This window comes from Leisingera sp. ANG49, from assembly GCF_059694505.1.
Genome location: NZ_JCATZN010000002.1, coordinates 250,209 through 268,271 on the forward strand (window position 1 = coordinate 250,209; position 18,063 = coordinate 268,271).

The window sequence follows — 18,063 nt, forward strand, 5'->3', positions numbered from 1 at the left end:
TTCAGCCCATTGAGGTCATCGACTTGCGCTTGCCGGCGCGGGCGGCGTCGGTCTTGGCGCTCCACCAGGCGATGCTGCCCCACAGCACCACGTAGAAGGCGCCGGTTGCCAGCACCAGTTCGCCGGGGAAGGGGCCGATGTCGGCCCGGCCCATAGCCTGCTGCCAGCTGGTTACGCCCGTGGGGTGCACGGCCAGCTTGCCCGCATAGGCCAGCGACTGGATCAGCAGGATCCAGAAGTAATTGCGCCGGATCCGCCGCCCGATCGCGGTCATCACGCCGACATGGTATTCGGGGCGCAGATAATCGGCGGCCAGCACGTCCTGCCAGTGCTCCTCCAGATGCAGGTCGCCCTCGACCAGCATCGGCGTATAAAAATGCGTTTCCAGCCAGCGGGCGCGGGCGCGGAACACGTTGAAATAGCGGTAGCGCCGGGCCTCCAGCATCAGGAAGAAGATGATCAGCACGCCGACCAGGATCAGCGGCAGCGGCGAGGCTTCGGGCGAGGAATAGGAGATCGACAACGCCACACCCAGCGTCACCACCGACCAGTTTGTGGTGGTGTCGAGCCGGGTGCGCCAGACCGTGCTGCGGTAAATCTCGCCGCGGTACAGATGCGCAAGCGCGCCGACTTCCTCCGCCGACAGCGGCGCGCGGGCGACGCCTGCAGTCTGTTCGCGCTCTAAACTGGTCATGAACTGAGAGTAGTTTTCTGCTGTAACCGGGCAAATTATTTGCGCCAGTTTGATCCGCATCAAACTGCGGGCGCCGCAGGCGGGGTAAAACCGCAGGTGAAAGAGTTTGCTGCTTAGCCAATACCCCCTCCTGGGCAGCAAGAAATCCCGCGAGGCCGACGTGCAGGCCAGACGGGCCATGCGCCGGTTTTCCGATCTGTTCGCGCGTTTCCTGGAAAACCGGCGCTTTTTTCCGTCAAATCTTCTGCGGATCGATGCAGCGGACCCGCTGCGGTCGGCCGCGCAGCCAGGCTCTGAGCCGGGCCAGCAGCCCCGGTGCGCGCGATGGCGCCTGATAGGCGCCCGGCAGCGGTTTTGCGGGCCGCAGATCGCGCAGCCGCACACAGTCCTGGCGGGCGGCGGTCATCATCGAACGGGCATAGATGTTAATCAGCATGGCAGGGCCTCCTGTTCTGGCGTCTGATCCCGACTCTTGCCTGAATGCGCGATTCCTGCGAGTTAAGAAGAATGTGATTATGTAAGTGTGGATTACATATGGATTGGCTGCACATGCCGCCGCTTGCGGCGCTCAGGGCTTTTGCCGCCTTCGCGGAGACGGGGAATGTGGTGCAGGCGGGGGCCGCGCTGAATGTCAGCCACGCTGCCATAAGCCAGCAGCTGCGGGCGCTGGAGGCGTATCTGGGAACGGCCTTGCTGGACCGCAGCGGCCGGGCGCTGGAGCTGACTGCGGACGGGGCCCATCTGGCGCGGGCGCTGCAGCTGGGGTTCGGCGCGATCGAGGCTGCGGTGCAAGAGATTTCCGCCGCCGGTGCGGCCCGGCCGCTGCACGTTACCTGCACGCCGATGTTTGCCGCACATTGGCTGATGCCGCGGCTGGCGGAGTTCCAGGCCAGCCACCCGGAGATCGACCTGGTGCTGGACCCAAGGGGCGAGATTGTGGAACTGAAGCCGGGCGGCATCGATCTTGCCATCCGCTATGGCGACGGGAACTGGGCCGGGATGGACACCCGGATGCTGCTGCCGTCACCCATGGTGGTGATTGCCGCGGACAGTCTGCTGAAGGGCCGTCAGGTGGCGGCGCCGGAAGATCTGCTGGACCTGCCCTGGCTGGAAGAACTGGGCACGACGGAAGCCTCGCGCTGGCTGGAATCGCGGGGCGTCAAGGACAGCCTGCGCGGATCGCGGACCCGGCTGCCCGGGAACCTGCTGATGCAGGCCGTGCGTGCGGGGCAGGGGGTGGCGGTCAGTGTCCAGGCGTTCGTCGCAGAGGATTTGCAGGCCGACCGCCTGTGCGCCTTGTTCACCGAGGGTGAAGGCCGGGGCTATCATGTCGTCACCCGCGCTGGCGTGCTTCGCCCGGAAGCTCGAAAGTTCGCAGCCTGGTTGCAGAGACAGTCGGACAACTGACAGCCGCCGTCCGCGCTGCCGCGCTGTCCTGGGCAGGCAGGCGGCCCAGGGGCGCCCGATGGCGCGTCACTTGGCGATCTCATTCATCGCGCGGCCGACGGTGAAGCCGTGCAGCATGGTCGACAGCAGGATGGTCAGCCCGATCAGCGACCACAGTTCCGGCTCGTTCACGAACTCGATATGGGCGCCGGCATAGCACAGGTAGTAGATGGAACCGATGCCGCGCACCCCGAAGACCGAGATTACCAAGCGGTCGCGGCGGCCGATGCGCGCGCCGGCCAGCGACAGCCAGCCTGCTGCCGGGCGGATCACCACGATCAGCAGCACCGCGATCAACACAAGCGCCAGGGAGAGGTCGCCCAGGATGATGGGCAGCACGTTGCCGAGCGCCACCAGCAGCAGCGCTGTCAGGGCGTGCTCGATGGTTTCGCAAAAGTCGTGCAGGCGGCGGTGGAAGCGGTGCTCATTCTCGATCCGGCGCAGGGTCAGCCCCATTGCCGCCACCGCGATGAAGCCGTAGCCCTCCACCAGCTCGGTGGAGCCGTAGCACAGAAGAACCCCAGCCAGCGCTACCACGCCGGAGCCGGTGTTGGCCAGCGCCGCATGGCCGGGGTAGATGAAAAGAACCTGCCCCAGCACCCAGCCGCCGCAGATCCCCATCGCGGCGCCGGCGGCAATCCGGTAGGCCACGTCGATGGCCGCCCAATGCAGCAGCCAGCCCTGCGGGTCGAGCCCCTGCAGGGCGACGATCAGGCCCAGGTAGACAAAGGGAAACGCCAGCCCGTCGTTCAGCGCGGCCTCAGTCGTCAGGGTGAAGCGCACCGGGTGCTCGCCGCCCTCCATCGGCGGCCCGACTTGCACGTCCCCTGCCAGCACCGGATCGGTGGGGGCCAGCACGGCGCCCAGCAGGATCGCTCCGGCCGCGGTCATGCCGCCGATGCCCCAGCCCAGCAGCGCAACGGCGGCAATGGTGAGCGGCATCCCGATCAGCAGCAGCCGCAGCGTTGGCCCCCAGCGTTTCCAGGGCCGCAGGCTGTCGAGCCGCAGACCGGCTGCAAACAACGCCACGATCACCGTCAGCTCGCTGACGACCTCCCAGGGTTCGGGATGCAGGCGCGGGTCCGGCGCCGCCGGGCTGTCCGGCACCAGCCAGTAGGCGGCCATGCCCAGCAGGATGAGCAGGGGGGCTGCTGCGGGCTCCCGAGAGGAGACCAGCCGCGGCAGCCAGTGGGCCAGTATGATCACAGCGCCCGCCGCGGCGAGCATCACATGGTATGGGGCGAACTCAAAAAACTCGGTGAGGTTCATAAGTGGTACTGTACAGGAGAAAAGCCTGTGTGCGGTTGCCGAATGCTGCATCCGGCCTGTCAGCTGACGGCCGGTGCCTCAAGCCAGGTAAGCGTGCGCATCTGAGCGGTCTGTTCCCCGCTCTGCCGTCATTTGCCGCCGCCCGAATAGCCGCTGCTGAGACGCCAGCAGATTTGCTTGGCCCGATCCGACAGACCGGTGATTGCCGCCTCGTTTTCCTTGCCGTCCGCCGTCTCGACCTTTGCCGCGTCGTCCGAGCAGTTCCCGATTTCCGCGGCCAGCCGGTCCAGATCGCTAGCGGCTGTGTCTTCCCCGGAGGGTGCTGTGCGGGCCAGTTCACCCTGGCGCTCGGCCAGAAGCCCGCACATTTCAGAGTGTATTTCTTCCAGTTGTGCAACTTTCAGTGCCATTTCGACCTCGCTTTCTGTGATGAAAGAGACACCGGGTCCCCGCCCGGCGGATGCTGTTCACCGAAAGCAAGCCCGTGCGGGTGTCCCCGGGCCGCCTCCACAGCTGGGCGGCAGTGTCCGCGCCGCTGTCAGCTCTGCGGGCCATATCAAATATTATCGAGAATGCGGTCAACGGCCTGGCGGACCTCGTCCTTGGTCTTGCCCAGGCGCTGCTGCAGCAGCCCTTCGAGCTGCGCGCGCTCACCCCGGGTCTGCTCCAGCTCATCTTCGGTCAGCTCGCCGTAGGCTTCGCGCAGGCGGCCCTTGAGTTCGGTCCATTTGCCGGTGATGCGGTCGTCGTCCATGTCGTGTCCTCCGTGGTGTTTAAATTTTGCGCCGCGCTGCGGGGGCATAGAAAGAACGCCGCAGCGGATGCAGGGTTCCCTGATTGCGCGGCGCGGATTGCGGCGCGCCGGCACCGCAGCGGGGCATTGCCGGAGCCCGCAGGCTCAGCCGCGCCGGGCTCTCAGTTCCGCGTCGGCGGCGGCGCCCAGCAGCACGGAATAGGCGGACAGCCACAGCCACGTGAGCAGGATAATGACACCGCCCAGGGCGCCGAATACCTGGTTGTAGGAGCCGAAGGAGCCCGCATAGACGGTGAAGCCCGCGCTGGCGGCGAACCACAACAGGCAGGCGGCGGCCGCGCCCTTGGTGATCCACGGGCGGTCGCCGGAGGGGCGGTCCGGGCCGTAGCGGTAGAGCATGCTGACACCGAAGGCGCCCTTCAGCAGCAGCACCGGCCAGCGGGCCACCAGCATGATCTGCTCCAGCAGGCTGCTGCCGGTCCAACGTGCAAGCGCGGGCAGCACGCCGGAGACGGCAATGGCGGCAATCAGCAGCAGGATGGCGAACAGCGTAAGCCCCAGATTCAGGGCGGTAAGCACAAGGAAGCTGCGGTTTTCCTCAAGATCCAGCACCGCGTTCAGCCCGGTCATCGCCTGGCCGGTCGCCTTGGAGGCGGAGTAGAGAGACAGGCCGAGGGTGGCGACGGCGGCGATGCCGAGCGTGGTGCTGTCCGCCGCCAGCACGCCGCGCAGCTCAGCCAGGATGATGCCGCCGGCCTCTTCCGGCAGGATACGGGCCAGTGCCTCGGAGTTTTCTGTGACAAGGCGGGGCGGCAGCGCGGCCCCTGCCAGCGCCGCCCCGGCGGTGATTGCAGGAAACAGCGACAGCAGCCCGTAAAAGGCAATGCCCGCTGCCAGAAGGCCTGCATTGGCACGGGACTGCCGCGCTCAGATCCCGCGGGCGAGGCCGAGGAGGCCGGCCTCCGGTACCGGTCGCTTCTGTGCGAGGGCGTCTTGCGTGGTCATGGCGGTCTCCCGGGTACGTGCCATGAAGGCCTAACGCAGGGCGGGGTGCAGGAGTTCCGGATAGGGCATAATATACCTGCCTGCGGACCCGGATGATTGGCGAAGACTAAATGGGCTGCCGCAGGGAGGGCTGGAGGGATGTGGCTCCCGTGTATAACTATCCAGGCCCGGTTGAGGACGAAGCGGGTTCCCCGGCGTGGCGGATGGCCTTGTTCAGATGCTTCAACTCAAGCTTCTGGTAATCAGTTCTGTCAGCCCGCTGGAACCGTCCAGGAAACTGGGGCCCAAAGCCGAATCCTGTTCTGTCTTGCCTGACAGCGTCCTGGCTTCCTTGGAGAAAAGGCTGATGGCCGGGTTGTAGGGTGGGTGGGTAATTTCCCAATTAAAACAAGCGGCTGGTGCGCGCCGGTCAGTCAGAAGAGTCCGCTCATATCATCGCTTGGATTTTTCGAACGGTGGCTCACGCAGCGCTCCGGAAATCAATGCAGCCTGATGCTAACGGGATCCGAATTCTATCAACCGTGTAGCCACGGTGTAATCGGATTCCACCAGCAGGATCACAAGCAGGCCGATCAGCGCCAGCGGCGGCAGCAGGATCGCATAGCTCAAGGCGAGGCGCTCCCAGGCAATATGCATGAATACGGCCACGATCAGGCCCGCCTTGAGCACCATGAAGATCAGGATCAGGGTCCAGCGCAAAAGCCCCTGAAGCCCGGCATAGTCGACATAGTAGGACGCCGCGCTCAGCACGAACAGAAGCCCCCAGACCAGCAGATAGAGCTTGATCGGATGCTGCTGCCCGCCGTGCTCCTCAATGGCAGCCTTGGCGTGCGTCCCGGCGGTCTGTGATGAGTGTGCCATTCCGTCCCCCTACCACAAATAGAAGAATGCAAAGATGAAGACCCAGACCAGATCGACGAAGTGCCAGTACAACCCCATTATCTCGACGCCTTCGTAGTCGCCGTTGCCGCTCGACAGCCAGCTGCGCTCATCGCGGTCAAAATCGCCGCGCCAGACCTTTCGGGCGATTATCACCAGGAAGATGACCCCGATCGTGACGTGGGTGCCGTGAAACCCGGTGATCATAAAGAAGCTGGCTCCGAACTGCTCGGCGCCCCAGGGGTTTTCCCAAGGCCGGGCGCCTTCGGAAATCAGCTTGGTCCATTCAAAGGCCTGCATGCCCACAAAGGCGGCCCCGAGCGCCGCAGTCGCCAGCATCAGCAGGGCCGTGGGAACGCGGGCCTTGCGGTAGGCGCTATTGACCGCCATTGCCATTGTCCCGGAGGAGGAGATCAGCACAAAGGTCATGATGGCGATCAGCAGCAGCGGAAAGTTGTGGCCGCCGATGTGCAGGGCAAAGACCTCGCTTGCGTTCGGCCAGTCCACCGTGGTCGAGCTGCGCGCGGTCATGTAGGCGACCAGGAAACAGGCAAAGACAAAGGTGTCGCTGAGCAGCAGGATCCACATCATCGCCTTGCCCCAGGAGACCCGCTTGAACACCCGCTGGTCCGAACTCCAGTCGGCGGCAAAGCCGCTGTGGCCCCGCTGCAGCAGGGTCTGGTCCTGGCCTCGGAATTTGCTCTCCATGTTTCCTCCCCCTTAACTCACAGCGGCGCGGCAGAGCGCCAGAAACGCGTTGCCCCAGCCCTGCAGCAGCGCAAACAGCATCAGCCAGAACGCCAGCAGCGCGTGCCAGTACAGCGCGCAAAGCCGGACACCCGGCAGCAGCGCCTTGACGTCCCCGGCGCCGGTGTGGCGCAGGCAGACCGCCGCCAGCGCAATGATACCGCCCAGCACATGCAGCCCGTGCAGCCCGGTGATCAGATAGAAGAAGCTCGCCGCCGGGACCCCTTCCAGCCGGTAGCCGCCCGCGGTCAGCGCGATCCACACCTGCACCTGGCCGGCCAGGAATGCGAGCGTGGCAATGCTGGCGGCGATCAGGCTGGCGCGCAGCCAGCGCGTGGTTCCGGCCCGTGCCGAGATCACCACGAACTGCAGGAACACGCTGGCCAGCAGCAGAAGCGCGGTGTTGAGCCAGACCCGTCCGGGCAGCGGCACCAGCTCCCAAGGGGTCTCCTCGATCTGCATGACGAAGGCGCTGCCCAGCATGGCAAACAGCCCGCCCACCACGGCCAGAAAGACGGCGATGAAGATGAACCCCGGCGCCCGGCCCGGGCCATGGCCTGCCAGGGGCGCGATCCCGGTCTCCAGCCAGGGCTTGGAGGCCAGGCGCTGCTGCGACAGCCACAGGCCCGCAACCAGGGCGACCAGCGCCAGAAAGGCAAGAATGACCGTCACAGCCGCCTGTCCTCCCCGTCTGAAACCCAGGGGTCATTCTGGGCGAGGTAATCCTCAGGCGCCCCGGGCACGCTGTAGTCGTATGCCCAGCGGTAGACATCGGGCAGCTCGTCCCAATTGCCGTGCCTGGGCGGGGTCTCGGGTGTCTGCCATTCCAATGAGGCCGCCCGCCACGGGTTGCCGCCCGCTTCGCGGCCGCGGCGCAGGCTCCAGAAGATGTTGAACAGGAACAGCACCTGCACCGCCCCCACGAGCAGCGCGGCAGAGGAAATAAAGGCGTTCAGCCCGTCCACCGGCGCGGTGAGGAATTCAGGCTCGCCTATTTCGAAGTACCTGCGCGGCACACCGACCAGGCCGACATAATGCATCGGGAAGAACACCGCATAGGCGCCGATGAAAGTGACCCAGAAATGGATCTGCCCCATTGCCTCGTTCAGCATCCGGCCGGTCATCTTGGGGTACCAGTGGTAGATCGCGCCGAAGATCACCATGATCGGCGCCACCCCCATCACCATGTGGAAATGGGCCACGACGAACATGGTATCGGACAGCGGCACATCAACCACCACATTGCCCAGGAACAGCCCGGTCAGCCCGCCGTTCACAAAGGTCACGATGAACCCCAGCGCAAACAGCATCGGGATGGTCAGATGGATATCGCCCTTCCATAGGGTCAGAACCCAGTTATAGACCTTGATCGCGGTCGGGATCGCGATGATCAGCGTGGTGGTGGCAAAGAAGAAGCCGAACCACGGGTGCATGCCGGACACATACATGTGGTGCGCCCAGACGATGAAGCTGAGCGCGCCGATGATCACGATGGCCCAGACCATCATCCGGTAGCCGAAGATGTTCTTGCGCGCATGCACCGCGATCAGGTCAGAAACGATGCCGAAGGCGGGCAGCGCCACGATATAGACTTCGGGGTGGCCGAAGAACCAAAACAGGTGCTGGAAGGCAATCGGGCTGCCGCCGCCGTAGCTGAGCTTCTCCCCCAGCTCCACCAGCGTCGGCATGAAGAAGGAGGTGCCCAGCAGCCGGTCGAACAGCATCATCACGCAGGCGACGAACAGGGCGGGGAAGGCCAGCAGCGCCATCACCGTGGCGGTGAAGATGCCCCAGACCGTCAGCGGCAGCCGCATCATCGTCATGCCGCGGGTGCGGGCCTGCAGCACGGTCACCGCATAATTCAGCCCGCCCATGGTGAAGCCGATGATGAACAGGATCAGCGAGACCAGCATCAGGATGATGCCGCTCTGCGCGCCGCCCGGCGTGCCCGACAGCACCGCTTGCGGCGGGTACAGCGTCCAGCCCGCGCCGGTCGGCCCGCCGGGAACAAAGAAGCTGGCGACCAGCACCAGAACCGCCAGCAAGTAGACCCAGTAGCTGAGCATGTTGACGAAGGGGAACACCATGTCCCGCGCGCCGACCATCAGCGGGATCAGGTAATTGCCGAACCCGCCCAGAAAGATCGCGGTCAGCAGATAGATCACCATGATCATCCCGTGCATGGTGACAAACTGGTAATAGGCCTCGGGCGTGATGAAGTCGAAGGTGCCGGGAAAGCCCAGCTGCAGCCGCATCAGCCAGGACATCACCAGCGCCACCAGGCCGATGGCCACGGCGGTGCCGGAATACTGGATGGCGATGTACTTGGCATCCTGCGAGAAAACGTATTTGCCGATCCAGCTGTGCGCATGCGGCGGCATCACATCTGCAACTTCGCGCGGCGGCAGTTGCATCCGATCGTCAGAACCGCGGTCTACCATGCCTTCCTCCCTGCATGCTTCCTCCATCCCCGGCGGCATTCAGCGCGCCGGACCATCAGGGCCGCAGAAGGGGGGCGGCCCGGTCAGGCCTTGCTTCCGGCGATGCGCCGGTCAGTTCTCCGCCAGCCGCACCGGCTGCGCGGCGCTGGCATTGCTGGCGTATTCTTCAAAAGTCAGCTGCTCCTGCAGCCACTCCTGGTATTCCTCTGCCTCCACAACGGTCACATAGCCGCGCATGAAGGGATGCGCGGTGCCGCAGTACTCGGCGCACAGCACCTCGAAGTCGCCGGTGCGGGTCGGGGTGAACCAGATGTAGGTGACCATGCCCGGCACCATGTCCATCTTGGCGCGGAATTCGGGCACGTAGAAATTGTGCAGCACGTCGATCGAGCGCAGCAGCAGTTTCACCGGCTGGTCCACAGGCAGGTAGATCTCGCCGCCCTCGACGATCAGGTCATCCTTGCCGAACCTGTCATGCGGGTTGACGCCCAGGGGGTTTTCGCCGCTCACCCATTGGGCATCCGCGGTGCCCAGCACCCCGTCGGCGCCCGGCAGGCGGTAGGCCCAGCTCCATTGCTGGCCAAAGACCTCGAGCTCGGTTGCCTCCTCCGGCACGGTGACGAACTGCTTCCACACGAACAGCCCGGGCACCAGCATGGCCGCTACCCCGGCGGCGGTCACCCCGGTCAGCCACCACTCCAAGCGCTTGTTCTCCGGGTCGAACTCCGCCTTATGCCCCGGCCGGTGCCGGAACTTCAGCACGCAATAGGCCATGAACAGAATAACGGCAGCAAACACCGCGCCGGTGATCCAGAAGGTGATGACCAGCGTGTTGTCGATATAGTCCCAGTTCGACGCGATCGGTGTCCACCACCATGGACTTAACAGATGGAACGCAATGGACCCTAGTACGATCAAGACGAGTGCGACCACGATTAGCATCTCGCCCCCTTTCCCTGCCCCGCAGAACATCCAGGACGTCCGGCAAGCAGAATTATTGGTAAGCCGCACCACTATAGGGTATTTTTGCGAAATAATCCAGTGAACCGGTCTAAGGGCACGACCCATTGATTTCATAAACGCTGCGCGAGTCACCGATCGGGAAATCGAGCAGTCTCTTCTGGCTGGCCAGCGTGCTGATGGTGTCCGTCCGTTGAACCCGGTCTAACGTGAGCGATAGAGGCGTGTCTGTGGGAAGGACGTGAGTCTCTTTGCGTTTGGTCAGAAACGAGTTTGAGAGCCGGTTTGATTGTCTTTTTGTTCGCCCGACGGGGCTGCGGTCGGCGTTAGCTGTACGGCTATCACGCAAAAGCAGCGCAACCGTGCCAGCATCAACTTGAAGCTGATCTGCTGACTTTATTGAGTTTTTCATGGAAAGTGGCTGGGGTGGTAGGAAGCCTTGCGTCCCGATCCGCTTCATCGCCTTAGCCGAGCCGCTAGCAAATCTGGGGCAGTTCCTGGGGCGAAACGTAGTGAATCCTGGGGCGGTTTGGCAGCTAACGACCCGCCAGCAGACCTCTGGAGGCCCGCTAGCAGTTGATTTCGACCGCGGACGTGGCGGGCAGAACTAAAGAACACCCAAGCAAGAAGCTATCGTCTCTGCATGAGTGTCCACGTCGGCCATGGAGATGTTCTTTTCAGCCGCTTCATTGGCAAAGCGCCCTTTCAAGGAACTAGGTACGCCTCGGGAGAAGAACCACTCGATGCTCTCGCGATCAGCACTTGCCAATTCGCTACACTTACTCTGTCCAAGGCTTGGCCAGTAATCTCCATTGATCACCGCCGACCAATCCTTGAATTTTTTCAACCCGATGTCGTTCATCAGTTGGCTGAGCAAAGGGATCGTCTGACATGTTGGAAGCAGAAATTCCGCAGTAAAGAACACTTGATCCGGCTTAATCTTATGATTTTTCTGAAATTTACGGAACTCCTCTGATGGTTGAAGCACCCAAGCAAATGAGTTTGGTTGGTGTTTGGATGGCGTCCCGCTGGGGGCATCTTTGCACAGCTTACGGAAAGCTCCCCGGCCAGCCTTATCGTTATCAAATAGAAATAGGTTCGGGGCTTCCGTCGAAATCCCCCCCTGTTTCATCAAAGCTCCCAATAGCTCTTCGGCGGACTTAGGAGTGCCGCCTAGCTCTTTGACTGAAATTTTATCTTGAATATCTAGGCGTACGAAAGCGTCTTGAAACAACTTCACATCATGACTGCCTTCAACGAAAAGGGTTGGAAAAGCCAGATCCTTTAATTTCTTTCGAAGTGCTTCGGCTTCACTCTGGTACGCTTGAAGAGCCTTCTGTTGAGCGTCCATTTTGCTGATTACAAAGGGCAGTTGGAGTAAGCCCGCCCTCTCCATCTTTGCCTCAGCTTCCGCAAGCGTATCAATTGTGGCCGCTGCGTTGGATGGAGACATGCCCCCTTCGCTAGAAGCCTCCTGCTTAGTGATAAAGACCCGACGGATCTGCGCACTTGTTGTCGACTGTGAAAGGTAAAATGCGGGTGAGTGACTCGTGACAAAGACTTGAGTGTCTTGTCGTTCCGAAAACCCCAGAAGCCGCCTTGCTTCCTCGTCAGCCGCGCCAAGATCGAGAGAATTCTCCGGTTCCTCGAAGCCCCATAGGTATAGCTTTTTCCTAGCTTCGTTTTCATTGATGAAGCGAAGCAACTCCGGAAGATGGCGAGCTTTAATGCCGTCGCCTTTCTGGCGAAATAGGGAGTGTCCCTCCGTGCCATGTGCAAAGTCTAAATTTCTGAAGAGAGTTTGCATTTCGGCCGGAGGAGCCAACCGAGTGTTCGATCCAAAAATCTCGGAAAGCTGTTCAGTTAGGCTTGTAGTTCGTCCACCGATTGCATCAACAAAATTCGTAGTGGCACTTTGCAACTCTTCTGTCTCTGCGGCTGCGCCGTACATACGCTCCACCAAATCTGCATAGACACTAAGATCCTTAATCGCAGGGATATAGGTGAAATCGATATCATTTAGGAACCGTGTGAGACGAGCAACTTTTCCAGCACCTTCAAGCGCAGGATGCACTGACTGGGTGATGTAGCCATCTCGGTTCCACTGTTTTTTAACCGCGATTTCTGCCCCCAAAGCAGAGACGTAATTTTCAGGTACGTTGAACGTTATTTTAATAGCTATGAACTGCTTGCCTTTCGCAGATCGAGCTTCCGCCTTCCGCGGGTCTGACATGTCTAGCTTGAAGTCGAAATCTTGATAGGGGTCAGTCTCCTCGTTGAAAAAGAGGTTTAGAGCTCTCAAAAAGTTTGATTTCCCGCTGTCATTTCTCCCAAAGACAACGTTTAGATCACCAACTTTGTCGAATGAAAATTTGTAAAGTGATCTGAGGTAGCTGACCTCGATTTTCTTGATAAGACGCATGCACCCCCCGCCCCCCCCCGCAACTATGCCGAGAAAGTAGATGTTCTTCTAGGTGAAGGCAACAGCCTATAATTGCTGCATTTTCCATGCAGACAAATGGATGTGTAGCTCTCTTTGCGCCACGCCCCCGCCCCTCAAACCGCGCCCTTTGATGCATCTAAAATAGAAAGCAATCACAGGAGTTTGTACAATGAAGTACCTATCTGCCCTCGGCGTCCTCGCCGGGGGTTTTCTTTTGCCCCCGCCGCCGAAAGCTGTGCTGACCACCGTTCTCTGGGTTGTCTCCCGCTCTCATCCCGCCGTCTCGGCTCTCGTGCTGCTGGCAGTCGTGTCGGCCTGGAAGAACGGCAATGACTGAATTGGACCTGCAACCCGACGATGTGGTGGTCATCCGCGCATCTGAAGACTGGCCGGAGCACCTGTTCCGGATCACTGAAGTCTTTGACGACTGCGTGGGCGGCTACTCACTGAACGGACCACTGGAAGGCGAATACGGCGAGCCGGACTTCGACCTGATCCTGAGGGTCTACGAGGGCGACTGAAGCCCCAAATCCCAACAATCTAGCTAGAAGGAGGAGACGCTATGTCTGCTCAGATCAAGTATGCGTACTTGAAAGGCCATACGTGGCTTTATCGGCGCAACTACCCTAAGGATGTTGCCGTTGTGCTCGGTAAGCAAGCCTTGAAGCAATCGTTGAAGACCCGGGACACTTCGACAGCCCGCGTCCGGGCAGCGGAGATAAACGCCCGCTACGAGACGCTGGTGGCAAGGATACGGTCAAAGGCCGAAGACGCTCTCTCTGCCCCGGAGAGCCGCGTAAACGCCCCGGGATGGGCAGCGGAACCGGAGGCCGCTCTTGACCGCCTGCGGGCCACTCTGGAGCACTCAGGTACCGTTCTGGAGCGCCCTGAGTTCAACCGATTGGTATCCCGCGAGAAAACCCTGATCCGTGATGCGAGCAGAGTATATACTAACAGGAGGAGCAATGAGCTTCGGCCCGGCGGGTTCAAGTCGGTCAGGTACTCAGTTGGGCTGTTCGCCAGCCAATACGGTGACCGGTCCCTTTGCAGTTTGTCCCGGACGGAGGGGCGGGAGTTCCTCGGGGCGATTGCCCGGCTCTCACCGTTGATCGGCAAGTCGGAGAAAACCCGTGGTTTGGGGCTCAACGCGCTGCTCTCGTTCTCAGAGAACTGTGCCGTCAAGATCACGGTGCGAACCCAGAAGCGTATCTGGTCGCAGGTGAACCATTTCCTCGACTGGTGCGTCTACGACGGCCATCTGGAAGCCAATCCCTTCAAGTCGGTTCTGTTCGACCAGAAGATCAAGCCTCGGCCCTATGCGGTTCTGACGGATCAGGAGGTGGCCCAACTGCTGCGGGTTCAGGACCCTGATCTGCATCCTGCTTTGGTAACGTGCTTGCTGACCGGGATGCGGGCGGGGGAAGCGGCGGGACTGCTTCGGGAAGACCTCGTAGCCAAGGGCAATCTCGGGACGTTCATCCACGTTCGTCCCAATGAGTTGCGCTTGCTGAAAACGGATGCTGCGGAGAGACAGGTTCCGGCTCACCCGGTGCTGGATGATCTGTTTCGGGAGTTGCCGGGCCACGGGCCGCTGTTTCCTGATCTAACCGTTAACCGGATCACAAAAGGGTTCGCTGTTCTTCGTCGGCAGTTGAAGCTTGAGCGTCCAGGTCTGGTGTTTCACTCGACACGCAAGTGGTTCATCACCCAGTGCGAGCGAACAGGCGTTCCGGAGCATTTCACGGCGTCTCTGGTGGGCCATAAGTCAGCACGGTCAGAGAACGGGATCACCTACGGCATCTATTCCGCAGGGATCAGTGACAAGCAGAAGCGGTCCATAGTTGACCAGATACGGTTGCCGGTGCCGGGATGAGATCACCCAACATTGAGGGGTTCGAGGAGAGGGCCGCTATCGCTGAATACGACGGCGGTCTTTCTCGTAGGGCGGCTGAAGATCTGGCGGCACAGTCGCAGGGTTTCGCTGACGCTGAAGACTACTGGCGCTGGCTGGCGGAATACGTGCTGACCTGCAAGATACCATAAAGACACCCCGGCTGGCTTCGCGCTGGCCGGGGCTTTCATTCACTTTTTTTCGGCTGGAAACCTACCCAAGGCGATAGGCAGCAACTGGGTTTCCACGAGGAAATGGAGAGCCAGACTAATGGTACGCAAGCTAGAGGATGGCCGATTTGATGAAGTCCTAGTTCTGTTCTGCCTCAGCAGTTTGAGAACTTAGTTCGGAAACATTTTCACCTTCTACTTTTTCGACAGTTTCTAGGTCAGTTTTCGCTGTCCATACAGTGGGGGCAACGTGAAGCACCCCAGCAGCGACTAGCGAAGCAACTATGCCAAGGAAGAAACCTATTGTATGTTGTCTCGCCACGTTCTGCGGCGCCGTTACCTCTCTAAGTATTTCCTGGTCGTTCTCAATAAGTTTGCGCAGGGCAGCTAGCTTATTGTCTGCACTTTCCTTTGACTCCAAGGTGCGAGACAATTCAACAAGCATATGCTGGTGTTCTTGCCTGCCTACTTCGATTTCGTTACGGAGCTCATCAACTGCGGATAGAGTATCGGACAGCGCGTCGCGGGCTTCATCCAACCGGTCAAGCCGCTTATCAATAGGTGCGCGCTCCAACTCGGCGGGCAGCGGTACGCCAAAGTTCCGAAACAGTACACGCAAGACTTCTTGTAGAATTTCTCCATATATTCCTATAACTTTCGTGCTGATCCGGAACATCTCATGCGAAAGTTTATGGACGCGCTTCGTCTCTCTCAAATCCTAAGCCCCTCTGCTGTCTTCGAGTATGGAAGTTCGGCAACTAATAGGTGCATATCATTGTAGGTGGCAATAGAGTCTTAGACGTGCCCTGCTGAGTGCAACTCTGGCGTCTTTACTGGCGTTGGCTGGTTGAATATGTGCTGACCCGAAAAATAGAAAATAGAGCTCCGGCTGGCTTGGTGCTGGCCGTAGGTGACTTCGATTATTAGGGGAGACTGCTGGCTTCTAGTGAGCGACATCGCTCTTCGAAGGTGGTGCTCTATGACCCCTCAAGCTCGCGGAGGCAAGGGAGGGCATAGGTCTGCTGGAGGCGGCAACTCTGGCCGCATACGATAGCTGCGCTCAAAGGACCAAGTGCCCAAGTTCCAAAGATTATCAATGTTTCTCAGATAGATATCTATAGCGCTGTCAGGGCAATTTATTATCGCGGGCAAGTGTGTTTGATGGTGAGGACCTGCTCGGTCGTAGTAGCCGACTTCGATGTTCCAATAATCCCCGTCGACATCTGCAGCGATTTCTTCAAGCTGTTTTGTGTAGCGCTCCCAAACCTGATCATCTCCGCAGGCGAAGCGGAAACGAGCTGCAACAACGATCGATAGATGCGCCTTCCTCTCACCGATGAATTGGATCGGAGCAAGTAAACCAGCTTGGAAGATCCGTTCGATGACAGAAATTACTCTGGTGTCGTGGTCTTCATCCCAGATCACTGCAAAGTCGTGAGTAACAGGCCGATCCAGCTGACGGCGTTCGACGTCGTGCCACGATGCATAGCGAAGTACTGAATAGTGCGTCCCGCGTCCTAAGTGACCAACGGGTGAAGTCTCATCGTGAATCGTATGAAAGTAGTCAGAGTAGCGGTGAGTCGCCATTTTTGCCTCCATTTCGTTTTGGCTTGAGGGTTCCCCCTCGAAGAAGATCAGCCTTTCGGGCCAACCTTCGGGTCAGAGCCTATGGTGCACAACTCGGCAACGAACGCAATCACTCCATGCATTCAATAACAAGTCGGTTGCTGGCGCTCTATCCAGCAAAGAGAAAAGTTTCGTTGCAGAAGGAATTAGTCTGACGTGACTACTGCTCATTCTCAGGCACTAACAACCGCCAAGCCGGGACACCAAGAGGTTCCGCAAGTTTCTCCAACACCACGATAGTCGGGTTCCTGACGCCTCGCTCAACTCCGCTGACATAGGTCCTGTGCAGGCCGCACTCAAAGGCCAGAGCCTCTTGCGAGAACCCTGCTTCTTCCCTGAAACGCTTCAGATTTCGTCCGACTAGCCTGCGTATCGCCATGCTCGGAAAGAGCAGTCTTGTAGACTTATAATCTACAGACTATGAGTCTCATTTGTTGGCCGCTTCAAAATTACGCTGGGCATCTCTTTGGCAAAAGAGGCATCGTTTGCTTGGCAGCAGGTCCTTGGAGGGATGGATGCATAATAACTTTTTGGGGCAAAACCTCTTTAGCGGATGCCTTATTGTTGGCTTTCTCGGTGCGACAAGTCAGCAAGTCTGGGCTGACTCCGAGTTTCCAAAGGAACCTTTGACGCAAACTATTTTTTGTCTAGCGTCTTTTGACGCCTTGGAGGCGTTACGGCTCAGGGATCCGACAAGCTATCAAGTGTCGGTTCCACAACAAAAGATAGATGACGCGAAGCATGGTCACGAAAGCAACTTGGCTCGTTTCATAGAGAAGTTCGGAAATGACAACTCTTACACCGTTTTCAATAACTTAAGAAGCGACGCCTCTGAGGGAATGCTTGCTTCTGTAACGAACAATAGCGCCATAGCTCAAGATGAAGCCGCTTCGATGATGTTGCACGTCTCTAAGAGGTGCCTCGTGTCATACATAATTATTGAAGACATTCATCTGAACTAACCACCCGAGCCACGTCCGCGGTCGAAATCAACTGCTAGCGGGCCTCCAGAGGTCTGCTGGCGGGTCGTTAGCTGCCAAACCGCCCCAGGATTCACTACGTTTCGCCCCAGGAACTGCCCCAGATTTGCTAGCGGCTCGGCTAAGGCGATGAAGCGGATCGGGACGCAAGGCTTCCTACCACCCCAGCCATCGGCCTCTCACTGAACAAACCAAGGCACCCGAGGGACCCGTTAGCCCCGAAAAGGCCCCAAGTTTATGCCCCAGTTGGTTTGAGCACCCCCGAAGCACCCGCTATCACGTTATACGGGTGGCGCGGGTTGCCCCTCCCGAGATGCGGGAGAGGCGGGTTAGCTGTTTCCCGGTCGGGATTTGGGCATGGCCTCAGACTATAGCAGCCTCCAGTCCACTCCGTTCGCCCGCCGCTCCAGTTCATCTCTGAAGTTATCTCCTCGGTCTCCTATGTCTAAATGCCGAGGGTTCAGGCAGCGCCGGTTATGACATCGGTGTCGGATCACTTGGTCGCGGGTGGCGGCAAGCTGGTTGACTTTCAAAACAAGAGGTGACATTTCCAACCCACTGAGCTCATTACCTTCGCGCTTAGCTGTTGGTAATGCGGAGAATGCGTCTGCCGCCGTCAGCGGTGTGCCTTGCCGTATTCAGTTCAGCCTGCGTTACCGCAGCAGACAAAACTCAGCATAAATGGGAGGCCTGGAGGGAAGCTAGAACCCGGGTATTCTTTGGCTACGGAGCAACAAATTGTTCTAAAAGCTGTTTTT

Annotated in this window: 21 protein-coding genes and 1 pseudogene; 6 read left to right on the top strand and 16 right to left on the bottom strand. The window is 59.8% G+C overall.

Translation table 11 applies throughout. The features are described 5' to 3' along the window. Position 1 precedes the first annotated feature (1 nt). Positions 2–694, bottom strand: a complete 693-nt coding sequence (locus AC58NV_RS07635) for a DUF2270 domain-containing protein (RefSeq protein WP_497226591.1) — start codon at positions 692–694, stop codon at positions 2–4. 235 nt (positions 695–929) lie between these two features. Continuing rightward, positions 930–1,130 carry a hypothetical protein gene (locus AC58NV_RS07640; RefSeq protein ID WP_497226592.1) on the bottom strand — a complete coding sequence of 67 codons (201 nt, stop codon included), beginning with the start codon at positions 1,128–1,130 and terminating at the stop codon, positions 930–932. A 98-nt stretch (positions 1,131–1,228) separates the two neighbouring features. Between AC58NV_RS07640 and AC58NV_RS07645 the strand changes: the two genes are divergently transcribed. Beyond that, positions 1,229–2,101, top strand: coding sequence for a LysR family transcriptional regulator (locus AC58NV_RS07645; RefSeq protein WP_497226593.1), 873 nt, complete (start codon positions 1,229–1,231; stop codon positions 2,099–2,101). Positions 2,102–2,167: 66 nt separating this feature from the next. Here the strand turns inward: AC58NV_RS07645 and AC58NV_RS07650 are convergent, their stop codons facing one another. The 10 genes and pseudogenes from AC58NV_RS07650 to AC58NV_RS07695 form a co-directional block, all read right to left on the bottom strand. Beyond that, positions 2,168–3,409: a cation:proton antiporter gene (locus AC58NV_RS07650; protein WP_497226594.1), complete on the bottom strand. Its 1,242-nt coding sequence runs from the start codon at positions 3,407–3,409 to the stop codon at positions 2,168–2,170. A 128-nt stretch (positions 3,410–3,537) separates the two neighbouring features. After that, positions 3,538–3,819 carry a hypothetical protein gene (locus tag AC58NV_RS07655; protein WP_497226595.1) on the bottom strand — a complete coding sequence of 94 codons (282 nt, stop codon included), beginning with the start codon at positions 3,817–3,819 and terminating at the stop codon, positions 3,538–3,540. 146 nt (positions 3,820–3,965) lie between these two features. Next, positions 3,966–4,163, bottom strand: coding sequence for a CsbD family protein (locus tag AC58NV_RS07660; protein ID WP_497226596.1), 198 nt, complete (start codon positions 4,161–4,163; stop codon positions 3,966–3,968). Positions 4,164–4,307: 144 nt separating this feature from the next. Then, a pseudogene (locus tag AC58NV_RS07665) lies at positions 4,308–5,069 on the bottom strand (YihY/virulence factor BrkB family protein); the annotation flags it as partial. A gap of 594 nt (positions 5,070–5,663) precedes the next feature. Next, entirely contained in the window at positions 5,664–6,029 is a 366-nt protein-coding gene (locus AC58NV_RS07670; protein ID WP_497226597.1) for a cytochrome C oxidase subunit IV family protein, read from the bottom strand. Positions 6,030–6,038: 9 nt separating this feature from the next. After that, positions 6,039–6,755 (bottom strand): heme-copper oxidase subunit III family protein, encoded by a 717-nt coding sequence (locus AC58NV_RS07675; protein WP_497226598.1) that lies wholly within the window; start codon positions 6,753–6,755, stop codon positions 6,039–6,041. 12 nt (positions 6,756–6,767) lie between these two features. Next, a complete protein-coding gene (locus AC58NV_RS07680) occupies positions 6,768–7,466 on the bottom strand; it encodes a cytochrome c oxidase subunit 3 (RefSeq protein WP_497226599.1) in 699 nt (232 codons plus the stop codon). Continuing rightward, positions 7,463–9,235, bottom strand: coding sequence for a cytochrome c oxidase subunit I (locus AC58NV_RS07685; protein ID WP_497226600.1), 1,773 nt, complete (start codon positions 9,233–9,235; stop codon positions 7,463–7,465). Before AC58NV_RS07685 ends, AC58NV_RS07680 begins: the two co-directional genes overlap by 4 nt. A gap of 111 nt (positions 9,236–9,346) precedes the next feature. Continuing rightward, positions 9,347–10,177, bottom strand: a complete 831-nt coding sequence (locus tag AC58NV_RS07690; protein WP_497226601.1) for a cytochrome c oxidase subunit II — start codon at positions 10,175–10,177, stop codon at positions 9,347–9,349. Between the two features lie 625 nt (positions 10,178–10,802). After that, positions 10,803–12,617 carry an ATP-dependent nuclease gene (locus AC58NV_RS07695; protein WP_497226602.1) on the bottom strand — a complete coding sequence of 605 codons (1,815 nt, stop codon included), beginning with the start codon at positions 12,615–12,617 and terminating at the stop codon, positions 10,803–10,805. A gap of 190 nt (positions 12,618–12,807) precedes the next feature. On the opposite strand from AC58NV_RS07695, the gene AC58NV_RS07700 reads away from it, so the two are divergent. From AC58NV_RS07700 to AC58NV_RS07715, 4 genes are read left to right on the top strand one after another with little or no spacing between them, the layout of a single operon-like run. Next, positions 12,808–12,975, top strand: a complete 168-nt coding sequence (locus AC58NV_RS07700) for a hypothetical protein (protein WP_497226603.1) — start codon at positions 12,808–12,810, stop codon at positions 12,973–12,975. Further along, a complete protein-coding gene (locus tag AC58NV_RS07705) occupies positions 12,968–13,159 on the top strand; it encodes a hypothetical protein (RefSeq protein ID WP_497226604.1) in 192 nt (63 codons plus the stop codon). Before AC58NV_RS07700 ends, AC58NV_RS07705 begins: the two co-directional genes overlap by 8 nt. Positions 13,160–13,200: 41 nt before the next feature. Continuing rightward, positions 13,201–14,511, top strand: coding sequence for a DUF6538 domain-containing protein (locus AC58NV_RS07710; protein WP_497226605.1), 1,311 nt, complete (start codon positions 13,201–13,203; stop codon positions 14,509–14,511). Further along, positions 14,508–14,681: a hypothetical protein gene (locus tag AC58NV_RS07715; RefSeq protein ID WP_497226606.1), complete on the top strand. Its 174-nt coding sequence runs from the start codon at positions 14,508–14,510 to the stop codon at positions 14,679–14,681. The genes AC58NV_RS07710 and AC58NV_RS07715 overlap by 4 nt, the downstream gene beginning before the upstream one ends. A gap of 157 nt (positions 14,682–14,838) precedes the next feature. On the opposite strand, the gene AC58NV_RS07720 is transcribed toward AC58NV_RS07715, so the two are convergent. From AC58NV_RS07720 to AC58NV_RS07730, 3 genes are all read right to left on the bottom strand, one after another. Continuing rightward, positions 14,839–15,414 carry a hypothetical protein gene (locus AC58NV_RS07720; protein WP_497226607.1) on the bottom strand — a complete coding sequence of 192 codons (576 nt, stop codon included), beginning with the start codon at positions 15,412–15,414 and terminating at the stop codon, positions 14,839–14,841. A 272-nt stretch (positions 15,415–15,686) separates the two neighbouring features. Further along, positions 15,687–16,286: a hypothetical protein gene (locus AC58NV_RS07725; RefSeq protein WP_497226608.1), complete on the bottom strand. Its 600-nt coding sequence runs from the start codon at positions 16,284–16,286 to the stop codon at positions 15,687–15,689. A 199-nt stretch (positions 16,287–16,485) separates the two neighbouring features. After that, a complete protein-coding gene (locus AC58NV_RS07730) occupies positions 16,486–16,704 on the bottom strand; it encodes a helix-turn-helix domain-containing protein (RefSeq protein WP_497226609.1) in 219 nt (72 codons plus the stop codon). A 136-nt stretch (positions 16,705–16,840) separates the two neighbouring features. Between AC58NV_RS07730 and AC58NV_RS07735 the strand changes: the two genes are divergently transcribed. After that, complete coding sequence (locus AC58NV_RS07735; protein WP_497226610.1) at positions 16,841–17,287, top strand: hypothetical protein; 447 nt, start codon at positions 16,841–16,843, stop codon at positions 17,285–17,287. Between the two features lie 386 nt (positions 17,288–17,673). Here AC58NV_RS07735 and AC58NV_RS07740 read toward each other — a convergent pair whose 3' ends face one another. Next, positions 17,674–17,853: a hypothetical protein gene (locus AC58NV_RS07740; protein WP_497226611.1), complete on the bottom strand. Its 180-nt coding sequence runs from the start codon at positions 17,851–17,853 to the stop codon at positions 17,674–17,676. Positions 17,854–18,063: the final 210 nt, after the last annotated feature.

Bases quoted from the DNA above. Each gene is read 5' to 3' on its own strand.
- AC58NV_RS07650 (WP_497226594.1), bottom strand. From the start codon at position 3,409: ATGAACCTCACCGAGTTTTTTGAGTTCGCCCCATACCATGTGATGCTC.
- AC58NV_RS07655 (WP_497226595.1), bottom strand. From the start codon at position 3,819: ATGGCACTGAAAGTTGCACAACTGGAAGAAATACACTCTGAAATGTGC.
- AC58NV_RS07725 (WP_497226608.1), bottom strand. From the start codon at position 16,286: ATGGCGACTCACCGCTACTCTGACTACTTTCATACGATTCACGATGAG.
- AC58NV_RS07710 (WP_497226605.1), top strand. From the start codon at position 13,201: ATGTCTGCTCAGATCAAGTATGCGTACTTGAAAGGCCATACGTGGCTT.
- AC58NV_RS07730 (WP_497226609.1), bottom strand. From the start codon at position 16,704: ATGGCGATACGCAGGCTAGTCGGACGAAATCTGAAGCGTTTCAGGGAA.
- AC58NV_RS07685 (WP_497226600.1), bottom strand. From the start codon at position 9,235: ATGGTAGACCGCGGTTCTGACGATCGGATGCAACTGCCGCCGCGCGAA.
- AC58NV_RS07670 (WP_497226597.1), bottom strand. From the start codon at position 6,029: ATGGCACACTCATCACAGACCGCCGGGACGCACGCCAAGGCTGCCATT.
- AC58NV_RS07700 (WP_497226603.1), top strand. From the start codon at position 12,808: ATGAAGTACCTATCTGCCCTCGGCGTCCTCGCCGGGGGTTTTCTTTTG.
- AC58NV_RS07660 (WP_497226596.1), bottom strand. From the start codon at position 4,163: ATGGACGACGACCGCATCACCGGCAAATGGACCGAACTCAAGGGCCGC.
- AC58NV_RS07635 (WP_497226591.1), bottom strand. From the start codon at position 694: ATGACCAGTTTAGAGCGCGAACAGACTGCAGGCGTCGCCCGCGCGCCG.
- AC58NV_RS07675 (WP_497226598.1), bottom strand. From the start codon at position 6,755: ATGGAGAGCAAATTCCGAGGCCAGGACCAGACCCTGCTGCAGCGGGGC.
- AC58NV_RS07740 (WP_497226611.1), bottom strand. From the start codon at position 17,853: ATGTCACCTCTTGTTTTGAAAGTCAACCAGCTTGCCGCCACCCGCGAC.
- AC58NV_RS07735 (WP_497226610.1), top strand. From the start codon at position 16,841: ATGCATAATAACTTTTTGGGGCAAAACCTCTTTAGCGGATGCCTTATT.
- AC58NV_RS07705 (WP_497226604.1), top strand. From the start codon at position 12,968: ATGACTGAATTGGACCTGCAACCCGACGATGTGGTGGTCATCCGCGCA.
- AC58NV_RS07640 (WP_497226592.1), bottom strand. From the start codon at position 1,130: ATGCTGATTAACATCTATGCCCGTTCGATGATGACCGCCGCCCGCCAG.
- AC58NV_RS07715 (WP_497226606.1), top strand. From the start codon at position 14,508: ATGAGATCACCCAACATTGAGGGGTTCGAGGAGAGGGCCGCTATCGCT.
- AC58NV_RS07690 (WP_497226601.1), bottom strand. From the start codon at position 10,177: ATGCTAATCGTGGTCGCACTCGTCTTGATCGTACTAGGGTCCATTGCG.
- AC58NV_RS07695 (WP_497226602.1), bottom strand. From the start codon at position 12,617: ATGCGTCTTATCAAGAAAATCGAGGTCAGCTACCTCAGATCACTTTAC.
- AC58NV_RS07645 (WP_497226593.1), top strand. From the start codon at position 1,229: ATGGATTGGCTGCACATGCCGCCGCTTGCGGCGCTCAGGGCTTTTGCC.